We start from the raw sequence: 16,987 nt of genomic DNA, 5'->3' as shown, positions 1-16,987 counted from the left end.
CGTCGTGGGCCTGGCTGCGGCGAGTCTCCGCCAAGAACACTCGAAGAAAGTTGAGTCCTGAGTTGTCAACTTTGCCGAGTAGTGGTACATCAGAAGGAGAGCGAGGGACGCGAGTTGGACATCAAGGAGGGTTGAAAGATGCTGATGCGTACGGATCCCTTCCGTGAGCTTGACCGGCTCTTCGACAGGGTCTGGGGCACAGCCGCACACCCGGCGGGCATGCCGTTGGACGCCTGGCGTGAGGATGAGACGTTCTTCGTGGAGCTGGACCTGCCGGGCGTGGACCCGGAGTCCATCGACCTCGATGTCGAACGGAACGTCCTGACGGTGAAGGCCGAACGCAAGCCGGCGTACGGCGAGAACACGCGCACGGTGATCACAGAGCGGCCCGCGGGGACGTTCAGTCGCCAACTGTTCCTCGGTGAGACTCTCGACACCGACAAGATCGAGGCTTCCTACGAGGCCGGTGTGCTGAAGCTGCGGATCCCGGTCGCGGAGCAGGCCAAGCCCCGCAAGATCTCCATCAGCGGCGGCAGCGACCGCAGGGAACTGGGCGGCTGACGCCACAGTGACACCAAAACCGCAGGGCCTCGGGCATCATGCCGGGGCCCTGTAGGCCTGGTGCACCTTACGGGTGAGACGGGCGCTCAGGCTCCCCGCCGTTCGGATGGAAGACCTTGGTGAAGGTGGCCCCGCATCGGCAGCGGGAGTGCTCGATCAGCTCTCCTTCATCCGACACGCTCAGCCCCTGACTGAGCCGCACATGCACATGATCACCCATGAGAAGCCGCCTTCCTGGACGTCGCTGATCCGGTCATGGTGCGGGCGGGCCGTTTGCGTCGGCAATGGGGCAGCTCACACATCTGTGCCGAGCAGGACAGGTGGCCGTGACGAGACACGGCCGCCTCTCGAACCCGAGAGGCAGACCAAGATCCGTATGCTCACATCTTTGAAGTGTGGTCCCGAATGACGCTCCAAGGATCTCCGCAGAAGGGGCGCCGCGCGCGAGCCGCTCGGTCAGGATGAGCGGGTGATCGATTACGACGACGAGGCCCGAAACTACGACGCGGCCCGCGGCGGTGAACCGAGAGCCCTGGCCGCGGCAGCCGCGGTGGAACGGCTGCTGCCGCAAGGACCCTGCTCGATCCTGGACATCGCGTGCGGCACGGGCATCGTGACGAGAAGACTGCTGCGGTCGGAGCGGGTGGTGGTGGGCGTCGACCGTTCGCCCGGGATGCTGAGCCTTGCCGGGCGGCGGGTTCCGGGAGGCGTCGTGCGCGGCGATGCGAGGCGACTGCCCGTCGCGTCGGACGGGGTGGACGCCGTCGTGATGGTCTGGTTGCTGCATCTGCTGCCGGACCCCGCATCCGTACTCGCCGAGGCGGCCCGGGTGTTGCGGCCCGGCGGGGTGCTGATCAGCACCGTCGACAAGGACGACGCCTACTTCGTCCAGGACAGTGACATCGCCCAGGTCACGGCGGAGTTGCGGCGTCAATACGCTCCTCGAGTGCCCGACGGCTCCGCCTCGGTGCTTGGCTGGGCCGCGAAGCGGGGACTGGATCGCGCAGGGCACACCTTGTTCCCCGGGACAGGACAGGGCCGCAGCCCTCGCAGGTGGCGGGAGGCGATCGAAGCGTGCCGCATCCCATGGTGCTCGCAAGCGACCGCGGGCCACGTGACAGACGTATGCCGACGGCTCGCTGAACTTCCGGACCAGGACAGGGCACGCCCGGATCCGCAGTACCAGCTGATCGCCTTGAAGGCACGACGTGGCATCAGTTGATCTGAGCGGCAGGCCTTGAGTCGGCCGCCGGCGGCGAGTGGACTCAGCGCCTCGACGAGATCCCGCCCGAGCGGGGTGAGGTGGTAGCCGTCCTCGCGCAGGGTGACCAGGCGGCCGCCGGACACCTCGTCGAGCCGTGTGCTCAGCACGCTGGAGGACATGCGCTCGCATCGTCGCTGCAGTTCGCGGAGGCCTGCCGGCGCTTGGCTCCTTCCCACAGGATGCGCATCGTCCAGCGCCGCCCGAGCAGATCAAGTACGGCCATGACCGGACGACCCGATTCGGAGCCTGGCACCGGCACGCCCGGCCGCGGTGCTGCGGCTTCCATGCCCATCTCCTTGCGCTTCTGTTTTCGAAGCATCATAGTGATTCGAAAACCGAAGCAGGAGGCCGGCATGTCGCGCATCGAACCACTCACCCCGCCCTACCCCGCTTCCGTCGACCGGGCGCTCCGCCGATGGATGCCTCCCGATGTGCCGCACGAGCCACTCACCCTGTTCCGAGTGCTCCACCGCAATCCGGAACTGGCCTCACGCATGTTCGTCCTGGGCGCCGGACTGCTGGGCCACGGACTCCTCCCCGCCGTCGACCGCGAGATCGTGATCGCCCGCGTGACCGCGCGCACCGGGTGCGCCTACGAGTGGGGCGTGCACGCCGCGACACTCGCGCAACAGGCCGGGCTCAGCCCTGAGCAGCTCCGGGCAACCACCGAAACCCACGCAGCAGCCGCAGCCGCATGGCTGCCACGCCATGCGGCACTGCTCGACGCAGTCGACGAACTGCACGACACGGCCCAGCTTTCACGGTCCGCCTGGGACGCCATCGGCGGGCACTACGAGGACGCTCAGCTACTCGAACTCCTCGTGCTGATCGGCTGGTACCGAACCATCAGCTACCTCGCCAACGGACTCCTCATCGAGGAGGAACGCTGGGGCACGCCGTTCCCGACGCGGTAGCAACACCCGCCACACATCAGACGATCTCGGACCCCATGAGCGTGCGACTCCCCATCTCGCGATTCGGCCTCGGCATTGGACGAGCATCGGCGCCGGCGCGCGCCACCGTCACGGTTCGGTCGTGGCGCCGTACCGGTGCACATCCGCGAGAGCACACCGTGCATCACCGTTGTCCGGTGCGGCCGTGAGCGAGTGGATACTATTTGAGGTATTTGTTATTTATGACCGATCTCGATTACGCCGACAGGTCTGATTTCGAGGACGCCGATCGAGGTTTCATCGCCGCCCTCGCACCAGCGGTCGTCCGGGCCGAAGACGGCCGGGTGATCTGGGACGGTGACGCGTATGCGTTCCTGGACGAGGAATGCCCCGACACCGCGCACCCCAGCCTGTGGCGGCAGAGTCAGCTGTGCAACAAACAAGGCCTGTTCGAGGTGACGGCAGGGATCTACCAGGTCCGCAACCTGGACCTGTCGAACATGACGCTGGTCGAGGGCGACACCGGCGTCATCGTCATCGACCCGCTGATCTCTGCCGAGACCGCGGCCGCCGCGCTCGCGCTGTACCGCGAGCACCGAGGCGACCGGCCCGTGACAGGGCTGATCTACACCCACTCGCACGGCGATCACTTCGGCGGCTCCCGCGGGATCCTGCCGCACGGCCACGCCCCGGTACCGGTTATCGCGCCGGCCCGGTTCCTGGAACACGCGGTCGCCGAGAACGTGTACGCGGGCGGCGCGATGACCCGCCGCGCGGTCTACATGTACGGCGCCGAACTGGCCAAGGGGCCCGCCGGGCACATCGGTGCCGGGCTGGGCATGACGACCTCCAAGGGCACGGTCACGCTCGTTCCGCCGACGCTGGACGTCACCCGCACCGGCCAGGAGGAGACCGTCGACGGCGTACGGATCGTCTTCCAGATGACGCCGGACACCGAGGCGCCCTCGGAGATGAACTTCTACTTCCCCGACCGGCGCGCCCTGTGCATGGCGGAGAACGCAACGCACAACATGCACAACATCCTGACCCTGCGTGGCGCGATGGTCCGCGACACCCGCATCTGGGCGCACTACCTGGGCGAGACGATCAGTCTGTTCGGTGACAAGGCCGAGGTCGCGTTCGCCTCCCACCACTGGCCCACCTGGGGCCAGGATCGCATTGTCGAGCACCTGAGCGGCCAGCGGGACATGTGGGCCTACCTGCACGACCAGACCCTGCGCATGGCCAACCAGGGACTGACCGGCCTGGAGATCGCCGAGCGGATGGAACTGCCGCCGGCCATCGCCAGGAGATGGGCCAACCGCGGCTATTACGGCTCCGTCAGCCACAACGCCAAGGCCATCTATCAGCGCTACATGGGCTGGTTCGACGGCAACCCGGCCCACCTGTGGGAGCACCCGCCGGTCGAGCAGGCCAAGCGGTTCGCCGCCGACTACGGCGGCGTGCCCGCCCTGGTCGCCAAAGGCGAGGAGTACGCCGCCTCAGGGGACCTGCGCTTCGCCGCGACGCTGCTGGGACACGCGGTCTTCGCCGCCCCCGACGACACCGCCGCCAAGAACGCGCTGGCCACTGTGTACGAGAAACTCGGGTACGGCGCGGAGAACGGGCCCTGGCGCAACTTCTACCTGATGGGCGCCCAGGAGCTGCGCGGCACGATCGCCCACACCCCGCTGGACACCACCAACCCCGAGATGGCGATGGCCCTGACCGTCGACATGCTGATCGACTCCCTCGCCATCCGCATCGACGGCCCCCGCGCATGGGACCTGACGCTCACCATGACCTGGAACGTCACCGACGAGGGCCGCACCTGGCACCTGCTGCTGTCCAACGGCGCCCTCACCTACCGCAGCGCCGAGACCACACCCGAGACAGGCGGGCCGGTCAAGGCCGCCGACCTCACTCTGACCCTGACCAAGCCGCAACTCCTCGGCGTCCTGGCCGGCGGAGGGCTGGAGGGCGTGCAGGTCGAAGGGGACACGCGGGTCTTCGCCACCCTCGTCGGCCTGCTGGACACGCCCGACTCCGACTTCGCCATCGTCACGCCGTGACCACCGGCACGCCGTGCGCCCCGGCCGTCCCTGGCTGCCGGGGCCAGGCGCCCTGACCACTGCGCTGCTCGGCGGCGACGTCAGACTCAATGCCCGGACTCGGCTACGACGACGCGGATGCGAGGTTCACGGCTGCGCGGACCCCCGCTGCGTACTCGTCCGGGCATTCCCATGCTGCGAAGTGCCCGCCGGTCGGGTGCTCGGTCCAGGATCGGACGTCGAAGAAGCGGCCGGCGAACTCACGTGGCGCGTTGACGAGGTCCTGAGGAAAAATCGTGAAGGCTGTGGGTACGTTGACGCGTCCCACTGGTTTCGGTCCGCTCTCCGCGTACGGGGTGAAGGACGTGCCGATCGCACCGCTGATCCAGTACGCGGTGATCCAGGTGAGCAACTGGTCCCGGGTGAAGACGTTTTCGACGTCACCGTCACAGTCGGTCCATGTGCGCAGTTTCTCCACAAGCCACGCGGCAAGCCCTGCAGGGGAGTCTCCGAGGCCGACGGCCAGCGTGTGCGGCTTGGTCGATTGCTCGTGCATGTAGCCACCCTCTCTCGCCTGCCAACGATGGCCGTGGCTGACGTAGGCACGCTCCGCCTCGGAAAGATCCTGCGGCGGGTCCATGAGGAAGTGGTACTGCGAGACATCGGTGAGGTGCAGGGCCATGACCTGTTCGGGATGTGACGCGGCAAGGGCCTCGGCGACATCGCATCCCACGTCACCGGCAGAGATGACATATCGGTCGTAGCCGAGTTCGCTCATCGCCCGCGAGACGGCTTCGGCCATCGCCGTTGCCGACATTCCTCTTTTAGCGATGGGTGCAGCGAACGGAAAGCCGGGCAGCGCGGGCACCACCAGATGCAGGTCCGACAGCAGCGGAAGAACCTTTTCGAATCGCAGAACGGAGTCAGGCCAGCCGTGAAGCAACACAACGGCTACCGCTTCGGGGTCCATTGAGCGCATGTGCACGCTGCGTACGGGCGTGCCGCCGCCCCCTGTGAGGGCCCACGGCAGACTTCGAATCCTTGCCTGATGCTCCTGCCAGTCGTAGGACTCCGCCCAGTACTCGACCAATTCGGAGAGGTAGTCTGCGTCCACCCCTCGTTCCCAGCCGAAACCGTGGGGGAGATCCACGCGTCGGTAGGCTCGAAGCCTTGAGCGCAGGTCGTCGAGGACCGCCTGTTCGACGGCGGGCGGAGGGTGTTCAGGGCCGGCCATGCCTGAGGTTCCTTCACTGGGGGTCTTCCCGCGTTTGCGGCGTCAATCTTGCTCTGCCACTGCGCCGGGCCCTCAAACGTGGCTGCCGCGGCGGAGCGGCACAGAGCTGGACCACCTCGGTGCCCTGTCGGCGGCCCGTGTTGGTGACGGGGATGGCGAATCCGACGTCCCCGGTGCCGGCGTTGCGGAGACGACGGGCCGATCGCGCACGCGAATGGGCCGAGCCCGCGCACTGGAGGTCGCCTGAGCCGCCGGTCTGCTGCCCGGCCTGGCCTTGGCTCCGCTCGGCATGGCCGCCGCTGCCGGGCTGGCTGTGCTCATGCTGGCTGCCCGGTGGTCCACATGCGCCACGGCGACCCGCCCGTGCGAGCCCTGCCCGCCGCCGTACCGGCCCTGACGAGGATGGCATGTGCCGGAGTGACGATCGCCGCTGGCTGACCGCCCCGCCCGGAGTGTGCAACCGCGTCGAGCGGGAGGCGGCTGATGCCCGATGGCTCACGAGCCTCCTGCCGGCGTCCCGTCGACAGTTGGGACGCGCACGCCGGCCGGCGCACGGCATGCCGATCCCAGCGCTGCTGCGGGCTTTGCGGCTCGGTCAGGGTGCCGTCCTGGACACCTCGACAAGGCAGGACGTGGGCCGAGCTGAGCGTGGGAAGCACCCCGGCGCCTCGGGGCCACCGTCCGTCTCGTAGCTGGCGCCGGATGGGCTGAAGGTCAGGGTGTGCGTGTGCGGCCGGGTCGGTCACCCGGCCAAGGCGCCCGCCGGCCCGACACGCAGGGGAGCACCGGCAGTTCTGATGATTTCATCGATTTGGTTCCGGCTTAACCCTTGGCCCTCCCTTCCATCAAGGTTGATTATTTCATCAATACGGCGCTGTTGCGCGGACGCCGCCCGTCTTCGCGCAACGGCTGTGGAGCGAACACCATCCAGGCCGCGCTCCCGTCAGCTGTCCATGGACGCGCCAGCCCCCACCTAAGTGCCCCGCCCTGCCTCCGCTCCCTTACGGCTCCTTCAGGAGGGCTCCTCATGCCCGTGCGTACGGAGATCCCCGTCTACCACCCCGATCTGTACTCGGCCTCGGCCATCCGCGACACCTATCCGCACTACGCCGCATTGCGTGAACTCGGCCCCGTAGTGCACCTGAGCAAGCACAAGATCCACGCCCTGCCGCGCTACGCCGAGTGCAAGCAAGTACTCCTGGACGACGACACCTTCGTCTCCTCCGGCGGCGTCGCCCTCAACCCCGTCGCCAACCGCGTGGGTCAGGGCACCACGTTGTTCAGCGGCGGTCAGGACCACGCCCGTCGCCGCTCTCTCCTCGCGCACCGCCTTACTCCCAGGGCGCTGCGCACAATGAAGGACACCACGACCACCAGGCCGCCGCCATCGTGGAGGACGCTGTGGCCCGCCGGACGGTCGATGCCGTCGAGATCGCCACGGCGCTGCCCATGTCCGTCGTCCCCGACCTGGTCGGCTGGCCCCGTCAGGGCCGTGAGCACCTCCTGCGCTGGGCGGGCGCCACCTTCGACGCCATGGGTCCGCTCAACTGCCAGGCGGCCCGCGCACTTCCCGCCTCCCTCGGCATGCTGCGCTACGCGCGCGGTGTCGTGCGCGACCGGTCCGTGTTGGACGGCAGCATGGGCCACGACCTGCTGCGAGCCGCCGACGAGGGCCGGATCATGCCGGCTGAGTGCGTCACGATGATGATCGACTACCTGGCACCCTCCCTGGACACCACCATCGGCGCCATCTCAAGTGCCCTGTATTTGTTCGCCATCCACCCCCAACAGTGGCGCCTGTTGAAGGCAAACCCGGAGCTCATCCCGAAGGCGGTCAATGAGGTCGTCCGCTACGAATCCCCGATCCGGGCCTTCTCCCGGACGGCCGCCTACGACACGGAACTGGCCGGCATGCCGATCCCCAGGGGCTCCCGGGTGCTGGTCCTTTACGGCTCCGCCAACCGCGACCCGCTGGAGTGGGACGAGCCGGACACCTTCGACATCCGCCGCGACGCCGCCCGCCAACTGGGCTTCGGGCAGGGCACCCACGGCTGCGCCGGCCAGGGCCTGGCGCGCATGGAGACCTCTGCGATCCTGCGCGCCTTGGTCGACCGCATCGAGCGCATCGAGGTGACCGGCCCACCCGAGTGGGCCCTGAACAACGTCATCCACCGCCTCGAGCGCCTGCCGCTCGAACTCATCGCCGCCTGAACCGCCGCTCACCCGTTCGAGGACAGCTGAGGACAGCACCATGAAGATCTCCGTCGACCATCCACGCTGCGAAGGCCACGGCCTGTGCGCCGACCAGGCCCCTGACGTCTTCAGCCTGGACGACGACGCCGAACTCACCTACCGCTTCGAGGGCACCGACGTCCCCGACGAGCGGCAGCCCGCCGCTCGCGCGGCCCTCCACGCCTGCCCGGTCGCCGCCTTGCGAGTCCTGCAGTGAGCGCACCGCGCTCGGTGCTCATCGCCGGCGAGTCACTCGCCGGCATCACTGCCGCCCGCCACCTGCGTACCCTCGGCTACGCCGGACCGGTCACACTTGTCGGTGCCGAGGAGCACGGCGCGTACTCCCGCCCGCCCCTGTCAAAAGTGATTCTTAGGGACCCATCCGCCGACCAGACCCTCGGCCTGGTCCTTGATGGCCTTGACGCCGACGTCATCCGCTCGCCCGCCGTCGCCGCCGACACCCGCCAGAACGCCGTCACCACTGCCGACGGCCGCCAGATCGGCTATGACGCGCTGATCATCGCCACCGGCGCGGACGCCCGCCGGCTCGCCGCCCCCGGGCAGCGGGGCGAACTCGTCCTGCGCACCCTGGATGACGCCCGCCTGCTCCGCGCCCGCCTGGCGGACGCCGGTTCGGCGATCGTGGTCGGCGCCGGTTTCCTCGGCATGGAGGTGGCCAGCGCCTGCGCCGCCCGCGGTATCCCGGTGACCGTCGTAGACGCCGATCCTCCGCTGCAACGCATCCTCGGCGACTACCTGTCCGCCGAGATCACCGCTCGCGCCGCCAGACACGGCACCCGCTTCGTACAGGCGACCGGCTTCGCCACGCTGACCGGTGACCCCGTGAACGGCGTAGCGCTCCCGGACGGCACCGAACTCACCGCGGACCTGGTGGTCACCTGCGCCGGGGAAGTACCGTGCGTCGGCTGGCTGACAGGGACTGGCCTCGCGGGCCGCCTCGGCGTCGGCATCGACCATGCCTGCACAACGAGCGTGCCCGGTGTGTTCGCCGCCGGTGATATCACCTACCTCCGTGGCCACGGCACACGGCCCGACCGGCGTGCGCCCTTCTGGTCCAACGCCGTCGCCCAGGGCAGGATCGCGGCGGCCTCGGCACTCGGTCTTCCTCCGTCGGAATCAGCGCAGGACGACTACTTCTGGACCGAGGTCACCGGTGTCACCGTCAAGATCGTCGGCCGTCTGCCGCTCCTCGGTGAACCGACCACGGCGCAAGGCAGCGTGGCCGACGGACGCGCAGTTTTGTCCTGGAGCCACGCTGACGGAACGTCGACGGTGGTCGCCTACGGACTGCGTAAACCGGTCGCCGCGCTACGGGCCTTGGCCGCCACGTCGTTGCCGCCGTCACCGTGACGGTGACATTCGAGCTTGGTGACGTCGACTGCCAGAAGATGCCTGGAGCGCACATAGCCACGGCTCACGACGGTGCGTCAACCGCTTGAGGAGATGGGCCAGGCCATGATCCGGCTGCTCCCGGAGGACATGGAGGAGCGCCGTCCGTGGCCTACCGCCACGTCATCCTCCGGACCACGCTGGTCGTGCGCGAATCGGCCTGAGCACACCCGTCGCTCTGCACCCGGACTTGACCGCCCAGGGCTCGTAAGCGCTCCCGGCCTGAAGACCCGCTCGTACGCGTGCCAGTCCGCGCACCTGGGCCCCGCAAAAGTCGTCGGCAACCTTTTCGCCGTGGGCGGCCACTGGCCAGTGCACCATCGGCTCGATCCCGAACGGACAAGAAATCATGACGACGAGGCAGGCCGCACGGCAGCGCAGACGCAGACGCAGAGTCGTGCTGGGCACCACAATGGCGGTCACCGCAGCAGGCGTTCTCGCGGCCCTGGTCATGGCGCTGCTCCCTGGCCACAAGGTCGACGCGGGGCCGGCTGCAGCCACCCCACTCGTGACCGCCCAGCCAAAGGCCGCCGGCTCGGCGGCCGTCGGCGCGACGCCGGGCCGGTCGTCAAGTCCGAGTCCGAGCGCCTCGACCAGCCCGAAGACCACCGCGAGCCCCAAGGCGGCGAAGCCCTCTGCGAAGAGCCCACAAAAGGCGACGCGCGGCCCGAGCACGCCCCCGGCGGCAGGGCGGATCCGGCCCGATACCTCGTACCAGGGCGTCGCGACCGCCTACGAGGCCGGTGTCGGGGACGGGGCGTGCCTGTTCGGCCCGAGCCCGGACATGATGATCGCGGCGATGAACACCACCGACTATCAGACCTCCAGAGCCTGCGGCGCGTACGTGCTCGTCCGCGCGGCCAACGGCAAGTCGATCACAGTACGGATCACCAATGAATGCCCTCTGCCCTGCGCACCCGGGCAGATCGACCTCAGCCAACAGGCCTTCGTCAAGCTCGCCGACCTCAAGGTCGGCCGGCTTCCCATCACCTGGAGCTTGGTGAGCCCCACCTCCATCGGCACGATGTCCATCCGGTACAAGACCGGATCCAGCGCCTACTGGTGCGGCATCCAGGTCATCGGTCACCGCAACCCCGTCGCACGGCTTGAGGTCCGCACCGAGGGCGGCTGGCGGGAGTTGCCCCGCACCAGCTTCAACTACTTCATCTCCGCCGACGGCAAGGGCTGCGGCAAGGCGATCAGAGTCACCGACCTCTATGGCGAACAGCTGACCGTCAGCGGACTCGCGGTCCTGCCGAACGTCGTACAACGGACGCGGGCCCAGTTCGCCCAGCACTGATCTCAGCACCGTCAGCGCTGCCTACGGTCCCGAAGTGGCGTCTTGCGTTGGCGGTCGCACAGACTTCAGTGCGACCGCCGTGCTGATGGCGAGGGGAAGTCGAAACCGCTGATCAAGGTGATCTCCATGGACGCCGACGAGCAGTCGCGCAGTGGCTGAGTCAGTTGGAGACACAGACGTCAACGGGCCTGCGAAGGCCCGTCTCGCTGATCGCAGACGGAGACCAGCACTCTGGCAAGCCGTGGGCCCCTGCCGCCTGGCGCCTGCCATGCGCCCCGCCCCTCTTGCCGCAAGGTCGAAAAGGCGAAGCATCACGTCGATCGCCCTGTCTCGCAGACAGGGGCTGCCGACAGTTGGTGCTCCTGCCCCTGTCCGGCCCTGGTCCGGGCGCGGATCCCCACCTACCGTCGCATCCTGGCCGACTGCGAACAGTGCACCGAGCGTGAACAGGCGCCGGGTGTATGCCGGTTACCCCGGCCTCCAGGCCTCAGAGCTCAGCTGACCGGAGCTTCCGTATCACCCTGAAGCCAGACATAGTCGACCGGCTGAGCCGCATTCCAGCTCTCGGCCAGACCGGTGTCGACCGGCATGAACCCGGCCCCCGATAACAGCGCAAAGCTTTCTCATTGTCTGGATGAACGCGCATGAAGACGTCGGAAAAGCCCACCCCGATGGCGTGCGCGAGAAGCCCCCGCACCAGCACGCGACCGAGTCCCTTCCCGCGACGGTCGGGCGCGATGACGATCCGGGCGAGCTCGACCGCGTCTTCCTCAGCGTCGAACCACAACTCACCGTAACCGACGACCTTCTCACCCTCCACGAGGACTTGGGCCCGCACGTCGTCGTCCCGCTGCCAATCAATGATCGTCTGTACGTCTACGGGGAACTCCTTCCGCCCGCACCACATGACGACCTCGTCGACAGAAGTCGGCCAGCCCGCCACCGTGACGGCGTGAGCATCGGCAAATGGAAGGAGATCCATACGCGTCGATCCATCCATCTCGCTCCACCCCAAAATTGAACCCACCCGATCGGGGTGGGCCAAAACAACTTGCCGGAGCCACGGGCGGGGCCGACAGAACCTGTCACGGACACCCCCTGCCGTCTGTCGGCAGGCCCGGCCAAGGACAGGCGCCCATACGTTCCACAGCAACACTGCCGACCACCACGGCCGTAGCGCAATAGGACATGCACTTGACACGACCACTTATCGGCAACAGTGTATCCATTATGAGTACCTGGTCTGAGCCGCAGTCCGATTCCCGGTTCGTCGTGGTGGACGACCTGCGGATCCACTACAAACGCGCTGGTCACGGTCCGGCGCTCGTGCTCCTGCACGGCAGCGCGTCGTCGCTTCAGCACTTCGACGATGTGGCGGCGCTGCTGTCTGAACGGTTCGAGGTGATTCGCCCCGACCTCCCGGGAGCCGGCCTGACGGGCCCTCGCGCGGACCGGGACTACCGCATCCCGACCTACGCCACCGCCGTGGCGACCTTCCTGCAGACTCTGGGTGTGTCGCGCTACGCGGTGGCCGGCAACTCCCTGGGCGGCAACATCGCATGGAACCTCGCACTGGATCACCCGAAGCGGCTGAGCGGCCTGGTGCTGGTCAACGCCACCGGATACCCGGAGAAGGAGATGCCGGCGGGCATGCGCCTGACCCGCAACCCGCTGCTGCGCCCCCTGTTGCGACGGGTGATGCCGCGCGCCGCCATCGCGCGCAGTCTGCGCTCGAGCGTCGGCCCACGCTCCACGATCGTGGACGACGCCATGGTGGAGCGGGCCCACCAGCTCATGAGCCGGCAAGGCAACCGCACGGCCTTCATCGACTTCTGCAACACCGAACAGCCCGACCGTAGCGCGCAGATCGGCCGCGTCGCCGTACCCACGCTCGTGCTGCGCAGCGCGGGCATCGGCGGCCAGCACTTCGCCCGCGACATTCCGGGGGCCCAGGAGCACGTCCATCCCCACGGCGGTCACCTGCTGCCAGAAGAGGAACCGCAGTGGGTCGCAGACGCGATCGCAAAGTTCCTCGGCTCCTCCCCCGACACCCCCACGAACTGAGCCCAGGAGGGCCGTCCCATCAAGTACTTCATCGCAGTGGGCGAGAACCGCCGGCTCACCCCCGACACACGCCACGCCCTGCGCGGCAGCTTCATCGAGCTATCCGACGGCGTCACGCACTACGAGCTGACAGGCCCAGGGGACGGGGAGGTCGTCGTGATGGCCGGCGGACTGACCATCCCGCTGTTCTACTGGGACGGCCTCGTCACCGAGCTCAACGCACGCGGCCTGCGGACCCTGACGTTCAGCGGGTACGGCCGCGGCTACTCGGACCGGATACGGGCGTGCTACAACGAGACGCTGTTCGCGCGGCAGTTGACCGAGCTGACGCACCGACTCGGCCTGGCCACACGTCCGCTGCACCTCGTCGGCACCTCCATGGGCGCACTGGTTGGCATGACCTACGCGACCCAGCACCGCACCTCGGTCTCCACTCTGACCGTCGTCGGCCCCGCCGGTCTCGCAAAACCGCAGTTGACCTCCCCCCACCGGATCCTGCGCAGCGACCTGCTGGCGGGCCTCGTCGCCCGGCGACGCGGCCGCCGGATACTTCAGGAGCACCTCGGCCACAACGTCCACGACCCCCAACTCGGTGCGCAACTGGCGGAGATGGTTCTCGACGCCCAGCGCTTTGAAGGCTCGCTCCACGCGGTCTTCGACACACTGCAGCATCTGCCGGTCTCCGGTCGGGACGACCTCTTCCAGAGAACGGGGACGCTGGGCATCCCGACCCTGCTGCTGTGGGGCGACCAGGACGAGGTCACGCCGCTGCTCCAATTCGACACGGCACGTGCCCTGCTCAAACCCCAGCAGTACCACGTGATCCCGGAATGTGGCCACATGGCCCCGTACGAACGGCCCCAGGACGTCGCCGACCAGATCGCCCCGTTCGTAGCCGCACACGGCGAAAGGCTCGGCTCGTGAACAACCCGCACGTCATCGACGCGCTGATCGTCGGTGCAGGCCCTACAGGCGCCGCCCTGGCGATCGACCTCGTACGCCGGGGATGCGACGTCCGGATCATCGACAGGTCGCCCCACGCCTTCGACGGCTCCCGCGCCAAGGGCCTGCAGCCCCGCAGCCTCGAAGTCCTCGAAGACCTCGGTGTCCTCGACGACGTGCTGGCCGGTGGCAGCACCTACCCCAAGCTCGGGCTGCACGCGGGACCGCTCGCCGTGCCCTGGAAGATGTTCCCCCACAAGGAGGCGACCGCGGACGTCCCGTACCCGAACACCTGGCTGATCCCTCAGTTCCGCACGGACCGCGCACTGCGCGCCCGGCTGAGCCGGCTCGGACGGGAGGTCGAGTCAGGCCGTGAGCTGACGGAGCTGACCCAGGGTGAGGACACGGTCGTCGCCAGGGTGGCGGGTACGGACGGTACGCAGGACATCGTCGCCCGCTACGTCGTGGGTGCCGATGGTGGTTCCAGTGCGGTGCGCAAGCAGCTCGGTGTCGGTTTCGTCGGGACGACGCACGAGAGCGACCGAATGCTCATCGTCGATGCGTCGGTGACCGGCCTGGCCCGCAACTGGTGGCACATGTGGCGTGGCCCGGGCGGCGGATTCATCGGCGCCTGCCCGCTCCCCCACAGCGACTTGTTCCAGTGGATGATCCGCCTCGCGCCGAACGAGGAGCCGCCGTCGAAGGGGGACGAGATCGTCCGCCGGATCCACGACCACACCCGCGACAGGCGAATTCAGCTGCACGACATTCACTGGACGTCGGTGTTTCGGCCCAACATCCGTCTGGCGGAGAGCTACCGGCGGGGACGGGTCTTCCTGGCCGGTGACGCCGCGCACGTCCACACCCCGGCCGGAGCCCAGGGCCTGAACACCGGTCTGCAGGACGGTTACAACCTCGGCTGGAAGCTCGCCCAGGTCCTCGCCGGGGCGGACGGGACACTGCTGGACACCTACGAGGCCGAGCGGCAGCCGATCGCCGCCGGAGTCCTGGGACTGTCCACGGCGAAGTGGGCAGGCATCGCCAAGCTCGACCCGTCGAGCATGAAGCGAGGCAAGGACGAGCAGCAACTCTCCCTGACCTACTACGGCGGCCCGCTCGCCCCCGTCCACGGCATGCGTACCTCGACACTGCGCGTGGGCGACCGCGCCCCGGACGCCGAACTGCTCAGCGCCGACCGCGTGGCGACGCGGCTGTTCGACATCTTCCGCGGGCCGCACTTCACCGCCATCGCCTACGGCCCCGAAGCCGCCCGTAGCCTCGGACAACTCGCGTGGCCCACCGCGGGCGCCCCGCTGGAGCGACTGACCGTGGGGACTGCCGCCGCCGACGCCCTCACCTTTTCCGACTCCGCGAACACCTTGAGGCGTGCCTATGGCCTGAAGGGCGACACGCTGCTACTGATCCGCCCCGACGGCTACATCGGGCACATCGCCACTACGAACTTCCTCACCACCGCACAGTCCGCCGCACGTGCCATGACGCCATGGGCAAGGAGCCGCACCATGTCCCAGCCGCCCCACGTCGCCCCCGCTCGGGAGGCCACCGCATGAGCCTCCTACTGCTCCGCGGAGCGCAGGTCATCACGATGGCGCCTGACCGGCCCGACGCCGAACACCTCGATGTCCTCGTCGACGGCGACCGCATCGCGGCCGTCGAGGAGAGTATCGAGGCGCCCGATGCCGAAGTCGTCGACTTCTCCGGTCGCATCGTCATCCCCGGCCTGGTCAACGCCCACCTGCACACCTGGCAAACGGCTCTGCGCTCCGCCGGCGCCGACTGGACGCTGCTGCAGTACCTCACTCATCTCCACGGCGAGTGCGTCAGGCACTACACCCCGGACGACATGCACATCAGCAATCTCGCGGGGGCACTGAACCAGATCAACTGCGGTACGACCACCCTCGGCGACTGGTGTCACAACGCCCTGTCCCCCGAACACGCCGACGCGGCCGTTTAGGGACTGCTCCAGACCGGGATCCGCACAGTCTTCCTGCACGGCACCCCCTATCGGTCGCCGGACATTCCCCACCCACTCGCCGAGATCGACCGGCTGCTCGACGGCCCCGCCAGGGGGAACGGACTCCTCACTCTGGGCATGGCACTCCAGGGTCCTCAGTACTCCTCACCCGAGACCGCGATGACCGACTTCCGGGCCGGCGCGGAACGCGGTCTCGTCATCTCGACACACCAGAGCGGTGGAGAGCCCTCACCCGGCTGGCAAGCCCTGCGCGCCGCAGGGCTGTTCGGTCCGCTGACCAACATCGTCCACGGAGCCGACCTGCCCGACGACTGGATCAAGACGCTCGTCGAGGCGGGCGCCACCTTCACCAGCACCCCGGAAAACGAATTGGGTCAGGGGCACGGCACGCCCATCACCGACCCACTGCTGCGCAACGGTGCTGCGCCGTCATTGGGTACGGACATCGACACCGCCGTGCCCGGCAACGTGCCCACCGCCGCACGCATCGCCCTGGCCCATCAACGCAGTCTGGACCACGCCCGGCACCGGCAGGCGACTGGGACGTACGCACATACTGTTTCGGTCACGGCCAAACAGGCACTGGCCTGGGCCACCGTCGAAGGGGCCAGGGCGCTGGGCCTGGCCGACCGGGTGGGCCGGATCGCGGTAGGCATGCAGGCCGACCTGGTCGCCGTCGATGCCCGGGCCCTGAACCTGTGGCCGGCGCACGACCCGGTCGCCACGGTCCTGCACGCCGACATCGCCAACATCGAAGCTGTGCTGGTCGCCGGGAGCTGGCGCAAGCGCGATCACGCCCTGCTCGCAACCGGCCTCGAAGAGGTCAAGGATCGGCTCCGTGAGTCCGGAGAACGGCTGCTACGCAGCATCCAGCCCGCGGGCTCACTTGCCTGACACCGCAAAGTCACCGACGAGCCGGAACAGGCGTGCTCGAAGACGTGGACCGAGTGGCATGGGCCACATTCGGCTCACCCCGCGGGCAGTGGCGCACCGGCAAGACCGTCTGGGCTCCTGTTCACAGTCGAGGAGACGAGCGT

Annotated in this window: 16 protein-coding genes and 1 pseudogene; 14 read left to right on the top strand and 3 right to left on the bottom strand. The window is 68.3% G+C overall.

Going from position 1 to position 16,987, the window contains the following annotated elements; translation table 11 throughout:
* The first annotated feature begins 138 nt into the window (after positions 1-138).
* Together ACIGDI_RS27600 and ACIGDI_RS27595 are read left to right on the top strand one after the other, a co-directional pair.
* The gene (locus tag ACIGDI_RS27600; protein ID WP_399901808.1) at positions 139-561 is read left to right on the top strand and encodes an Hsp20/alpha crystallin family protein; all 423 of its coding nucleotides are present in this window, start codon (positions 139-141) and stop codon (positions 559-561) included.
* A gap of 469 nt (positions 562-1,030) precedes the next feature.
* On the top strand, positions 1,031-1,783 hold the full coding sequence (locus ACIGDI_RS27595; protein WP_399901805.1) for a class I SAM-dependent methyltransferase: 753 nt from the start codon (positions 1,031-1,033) through the stop codon (positions 1,781-1,783).
* Positions 1,784-1,925: 142 nt separating this feature from the next.
* On the opposite strand, the gene ACIGDI_RS27590 is transcribed toward ACIGDI_RS27595, so the two are convergent.
* The gene (locus ACIGDI_RS27590; RefSeq protein ID WP_399901802.1) at positions 1,926-2,189 is read right to left on the bottom strand and encodes a hypothetical protein; all 264 of its coding nucleotides are present in this window, start codon (positions 2,187-2,189) and stop codon (positions 1,926-1,928) included.
* On the opposite strand from ACIGDI_RS27590, the gene ACIGDI_RS27585 reads away from it, so the two are divergent.
* Positions 2,179-2,739 (top strand): carboxymuconolactone decarboxylase family protein, encoded by a 561-nt coding sequence (locus tag ACIGDI_RS27585; protein ID WP_399901799.1) that lies wholly within the window; start codon positions 2,179-2,181, stop codon positions 2,737-2,739. The two genes, ACIGDI_RS27590 and ACIGDI_RS27585, sit on opposite strands and share 11 nt — an antisense overlap.
* A 221-nt stretch (positions 2,740-2,960) precedes the next feature.
* Positions 2,961-4,790 carry an alkyl/aryl-sulfatase gene (locus tag ACIGDI_RS27580; protein WP_399901797.1) on the top strand — a complete coding sequence of 610 codons (1,830 nt, stop codon included), beginning with the start codon at positions 2,961-2,963 and terminating at the stop codon, positions 4,788-4,790.
* Positions 4,791-4,893: 103 nt separating this feature from the next.
* On the opposite strand, the gene ACIGDI_RS27575 is transcribed toward ACIGDI_RS27580, so the two are convergent.
* Positions 4,894-6,003, bottom strand: coding sequence for an epoxide hydrolase family protein (locus ACIGDI_RS27575; protein ID WP_399901794.1), 1,110 nt, complete (start codon positions 6,001-6,003; stop codon positions 4,894-4,896).
* A gap of 1,401 nt (positions 6,004-7,404) precedes the next feature.
* On the opposite strand from ACIGDI_RS27575, the gene ACIGDI_RS27570 reads away from it, so the two are divergent.
* The 5 genes and pseudogenes from ACIGDI_RS27570 to ACIGDI_RS27550 all read left to right on the top strand — a co-directional run bounded on the left by ACIGDI_RS27570 (position 7,405) and on the right by ACIGDI_RS27550 (position 10,945).
* The gene (locus ACIGDI_RS27570) at positions 7,405-8,214 is read left to right on the top strand and encodes a cytochrome P450 (protein WP_399901791.1); all 810 of its coding nucleotides are present in this window, start codon (positions 7,405-7,407) and stop codon (positions 8,212-8,214) included.
* Positions 8,215-8,254: 40 nt separating this feature from the next.
* Positions 8,255-8,452, top strand: a complete 198-nt coding sequence (locus ACIGDI_RS27565) for a ferredoxin (protein ID WP_399901788.1) — start codon at positions 8,255-8,257, stop codon at positions 8,450-8,452.
* Positions 8,449-9,606, top strand: coding sequence for an NAD(P)/FAD-dependent oxidoreductase (locus ACIGDI_RS27560; RefSeq protein ID WP_399901785.1), 1,158 nt, complete (start codon positions 8,449-8,451; stop codon positions 9,604-9,606). Before ACIGDI_RS27565 ends, ACIGDI_RS27560 begins: the two co-directional genes overlap by 4 nt.
* A gap of 57 nt (positions 9,607-9,663) precedes the next feature.
* Positions 9,664-9,809: pseudogene (locus ACIGDI_RS27555) on the top strand (substrate-binding domain-containing protein); the annotation flags it as partial.
* A gap of 185 nt (positions 9,810-9,994) precedes the next feature.
* Positions 9,995-10,945, top strand: coding sequence for an expansin EXLX1 family cellulose-binding protein (locus ACIGDI_RS27550; protein WP_399901782.1), 951 nt, complete (start codon positions 9,995-9,997; stop codon positions 10,943-10,945).
* Positions 10,946-11,432: 487 nt separating this feature from the next.
* Here the strand turns inward: ACIGDI_RS27550 and ACIGDI_RS27545 are convergent, their stop codons facing one another.
* The gene (locus ACIGDI_RS27545) at positions 11,433-11,927 is read right to left on the bottom strand and encodes a GNAT family N-acetyltransferase (protein WP_399901780.1); all 495 of its coding nucleotides are present in this window, start codon (positions 11,925-11,927) and stop codon (positions 11,433-11,435) included.
* Between the two features lie 248 nt (positions 11,928-12,175).
* Here ACIGDI_RS27545 and ACIGDI_RS27540 point away from each other — a divergent pair, with 248 nt between their 5' ends.
* The 5 genes from ACIGDI_RS27540 to ACIGDI_RS27520 are packed head-to-tail and all read left to right on the top strand — an operon-like array spanning position 12,176 to position 16,844.
* Positions 12,176-13,009, top strand: a complete 834-nt coding sequence (locus tag ACIGDI_RS27540) for an alpha/beta fold hydrolase (RefSeq protein ID WP_399901777.1) — start codon at positions 12,176-12,178, stop codon at positions 13,007-13,009.
* Positions 13,010-13,027: 18 nt separating this feature from the next.
* Complete coding sequence (locus tag ACIGDI_RS27535; protein ID WP_399902254.1) at positions 13,028-13,933, top strand: alpha/beta fold hydrolase; 906 nt, start codon at positions 13,028-13,030, stop codon at positions 13,931-13,933.
* Positions 13,930-15,522, top strand: coding sequence for an FAD-dependent oxidoreductase (locus ACIGDI_RS27530; protein WP_399901774.1), 1,593 nt, complete (start codon positions 13,930-13,932; stop codon positions 15,520-15,522). The genes ACIGDI_RS27535 and ACIGDI_RS27530 overlap by 4 nt, the downstream gene beginning before the upstream one ends.
* On the top strand, positions 15,519-15,929 hold the full coding sequence (locus tag ACIGDI_RS27525) for a hypothetical protein (protein WP_399901771.1): 411 nt from the start codon (positions 15,519-15,521) through the stop codon (positions 15,927-15,929). Before ACIGDI_RS27530 ends, ACIGDI_RS27525 begins: the two co-directional genes overlap by 4 nt.
* A 3-nt stretch (positions 15,930-15,932) precedes the next feature.
* Positions 15,933-16,844: an amidohydrolase family protein gene (locus ACIGDI_RS27520; RefSeq protein WP_399902251.1), complete on the top strand. Its 912-nt coding sequence runs from the start codon at positions 15,933-15,935 to the stop codon at positions 16,842-16,844.
* Positions 16,845-16,987: the final 143 nt, after the last annotated feature.

Source organism: Streptomyces sp. NPDC085900 (genome assembly GCF_044540925.1).
GTDB lineage: Bacteria > Actinomycetota > Actinomycetes > Streptomycetales > Streptomycetaceae > Streptomyces > Streptomyces gilvifuscus.
This window is presented reverse-complemented; position numbering and strand designations above follow the sequence as displayed.

Coding starts and splice junctions, on each gene's coding strand:
- ACIGDI_RS27585 (WP_399901799.1), top strand. CDS start 2,179: ATGTCGCGCATCGAACCACTCACCCCGCCCTACCCCGCTTCCGTCGAC.
- ACIGDI_RS27540 (WP_399901777.1), top strand. CDS start 12,176: ATGAGTACCTGGTCTGAGCCGCAGTCCGATTCCCGGTTCGTCGTGGTG.
- ACIGDI_RS27590 (WP_399901802.1), bottom strand. CDS start 2,189: ATGCGCGACATGCCGGCCTCCTGCTTCGGTTTTCGAATCACTATGATG.
- ACIGDI_RS27550 (WP_399901782.1), top strand. CDS start 9,995: ATGACGACGAGGCAGGCCGCACGGCAGCGCAGACGCAGACGCAGAGTC.
- ACIGDI_RS27600 (WP_399901808.1), top strand. CDS start 139: ATGCTGATGCGTACGGATCCCTTCCGTGAGCTTGACCGGCTCTTCGAC.
- ACIGDI_RS27580 (WP_399901797.1), top strand. CDS start 2,961: ATGACCGATCTCGATTACGCCGACAGGTCTGATTTCGAGGACGCCGAT.
- ACIGDI_RS27545 (WP_399901780.1), bottom strand. CDS start 11,927: ATGGATCTCCTTCCATTTGCCGATGCTCACGCCGTCACGGTGGCGGGC.
- ACIGDI_RS27525 (WP_399901771.1), top strand. CDS start 15,519: ATGAGCCTCCTACTGCTCCGCGGAGCGCAGGTCATCACGATGGCGCCT.
- ACIGDI_RS27565 (WP_399901788.1), top strand. CDS start 8,255: ATGAAGATCTCCGTCGACCATCCACGCTGCGAAGGCCACGGCCTGTGC.
- ACIGDI_RS27575 (WP_399901794.1), bottom strand. CDS start 6,003: ATGGCCGGCCCTGAACACCCTCCGCCCGCCGTCGAACAGGCGGTCCTC.